General features: G+C 64.0%; 3 protein-coding genes. All 3 read left to right on the top strand.

Annotated elements, in window-relative coordinates; genetic code table 11:
- Window positions 1-866 (top strand): ABC transporter substrate-binding protein (locus AC1DWI_RS19335; protein WP_477725486.1); only part of this gene is annotated, 866 nt, incomplete at its 5' end.
- The gene (locus AC1DWI_RS19330) at window positions 863-1,717 is read left to right on the top strand and encodes an ABC transporter ATP-binding protein (RefSeq protein ID WP_477670790.1); all 855 of its coding nucleotides are present in this window, start codon (window positions 863-865) and stop codon (window positions 1,715-1,717) included. The genes AC1DWI_RS19335 and AC1DWI_RS19330, both read left to right, overlap by 4 nt.
- Entirely contained in the window at window positions 1,710-2,549 is an 840-nt protein-coding gene (locus AC1DWI_RS19325; RefSeq protein WP_477670791.1) for an ABC transporter permease, read from the top strand. The genes AC1DWI_RS19330 and AC1DWI_RS19325 overlap by 8 nt, the downstream gene beginning before the upstream one ends.
- Window positions 2,550-2,634: the final 85 nt, after the last annotated feature.

The raw sequence follows: 2,634 nt of genomic DNA, 5'->3' as shown, positions 1-2,634 counted from the left end.
ACCTTGCGCCGCTCAAGGCCAAATGGGTGGGCAACACCATCAGCGGCCCGCAAGACATCCAGAGCGTGGTCACTGGCGATGTCGACCTGGGTGGCGCCTTCAACGGCGCAGTCGTGAAGTTGCTGGCCAAGAAAGCGCCTATCAAGGCGGTGCTGGGCTACTACGGTGTGGATGAAAACACCTGGACCGGCTACTACGTCAAGGAAGACAGCCCGATCAAATCCGCACGCGACCTGATCGGCAAAAAAGTCGCGGTGAACACGCTGGGCGCACACCACGAGTTCATGGTCCGCGAATACCTGGAACGCGCCAGGCTCAGCGAAGCGGAAGCCAAACAGGTGACGCTGGTCGTAACGCCGCCGGTCACCGGTGAACAGGTACTGCGCCAGGGCCAGGTCGAAGTCACCACCCTAGGCGGTGTGCTGCGCGACAAGGCGCGGGAGCGCGGCGGCATACGCCCGCTGTTCACAGACCGCGACCTGTATGGCAACTTCACGGCGGGCTCGATCGTTCTGCACAACAAGTTCATCGAACAGAACCCCAACACCAGCCGCCATTTGGTGTCGGCGCTGGCGCGTTCCATCGAATGGGCGCGCAACACACCGCCAGCCGAGGTGCGGGCGCGCTTCGTCAAGATCATTGACGGCCGCAAGCGCGCCGAAAGCACAGACACCATCCAGTACTGGAAAAGTACCGGCGTGGCGGGAACCGGAGGCGTGATCAAGGACAAGGAGCTGCAGATCTGGATCGACTGGCTGGTCAAGGATGGTTTGCTCAAGCCCGGCCAGGTCAAGCCCACTGACCTGTACACCAACGCTTTCAACCCCTACGCCAACAGCGGCGAAAAACTGGCGGCCGCCAAATGAGCGCCGCAAAAATCCGCTTTGAAAACGTCAGCAAGGAGTTCACCGTTCGCGCGGACGACGGCGGCGCCGCCAAACGATTTGTTGCCGTGCATGACGTGACGCTTGACGTGCGCCCCGGCGAGTTCCTGGTGCTGGTCGGGCCCAGCGGCTGCGGCAAGTCCACCCTGCTCGACCTGCTGGCCGGCCTGGCACTGCCCACCAGCGGCCGCGTGCTGATTGACGGCCAGCCCGTGACCGGCCCGGCGCGCGACCGCGGTGTGGTGTTCCAGCAGTACGCCCTCTTCCCCTGGCTCAGCGCGCTGGACAACGTGGCCTTTGGCCTGGAGGTGGCAGGCGAGGGCAAACGCGCCCGGCGCGAGAAGGCCGCGCACTACCTGGAGCTGGTGGGCCTGACCGATTTTTCCAACCGCTTTCCGCATGAACTCTCCGGCGGCATGAAACAGCGTGTGGCCATTGCGCGCAGCCTGGCCTACGAGCCGCAAGTGCTGCTGATGGACGAGCCCTTTGCCGCGCTCGATGCGCAGACACGCGAAACGCTGCAGGAAGAGCTGGTCGAAATCTGGCAACGCACCGGCAAGACGATTGTGTTCATCACGCACGGCATCGACGAAGCCGTGGTGCTGGGCCAGCGCGTGGCCATCATGACGACCCGGCCGGGCCGCATCAAGCAGATAGTGGACATCCCCGAATCCTTGCGCAGCGGCACCGACGACGTGCGCTCGCTGCCGCTGTTCGGCGAGCTGCGCCACGAGATCTGGTCGCAGCTGCATGACGAGGTGGCATCTGCCCGCCGCGAACGCCGCGCCCGTATTTCCTCACAACCCATCCTCAAGGAAATTGCCCATGTCTGACATTGCCCTGAACGCGGGCGCCGCACCCCTGGCCCTTCACACGCCGCCGCTCTGGAAGCGCCTGCAGGCGCAAGTTGCCAATGCCACCTGGCGCTCCGGCCTGATCGTGGCGCTGGCCCTGCTGTGGGAACTGGCGCCGCGCCTGGGCCTCACCGACCCGACCTTCCTGCCGCCGCTCAGCGAGGTGCTTGCCGCCGGCTGGGCATTGGCACTGAACGGCCAGCTGTGGGAACACACCTCCATCAGCCTGGCCCGTTCGCTTGGCGGCTTGCTGCTGGCCATCGTGTTCGCCATTCCGCTGGGGCTGGCCATCGGCTGGTACCGGCGCCTGGGCAACACACTCAACCCGCTGATTGAGCTGCTGCGCAACACGGCACCGCTGGCATTGCTGCCGGTGTTCCTGCTGCTGCTGGGCATTGGCGAGGTGTCCAAGGTTTCCATCGTGGTGTATTCGTGCGCCTGGCCCCTGTTGCTCAACACCATCTCGGCCGTGCGGCAGGTGGATCCACTGCTCGTGAAGTCGGCCCGCACCATGGGCGTGACACCGCGCCAGTTGTTCCTGAAAGTCATCCTGCCGGCTTCCGTGCCGACCATCTTTGTGGGCATACGCCTGGCTGCGGCCTCCGCCATGCTGGTGCTGATTGCCGCCGAGATGGTGGGTGCCAAGGCCGGGCTGGGCTACCTGATCATTTACGCCCAGTTCAGCTTTTTGATCGCCGACATGTACTTCGGGATCATCGCCATCACTGCCATCGGGGTCACGCTCAACTTCGCACTGCAGGCGCTGGAGCGCCACTTCACAGCGTGGAAACCGGTTTCCTCGCACAGCTGACCCCATTACCAAAGAAAGAAATCCCTCATGACTCAACGCAAACTTCGCCTGGGCGCATTCATCATGGCCACAGGCCACCATATCG

This window comes from Polaromonas sp. P3_C2, assembly GCF_056402675.1.
The sequence above is the reverse complement of the archived record's forward strand: the minus strand, read 5'-3'. Positions and strand labels throughout refer to the sequence as shown.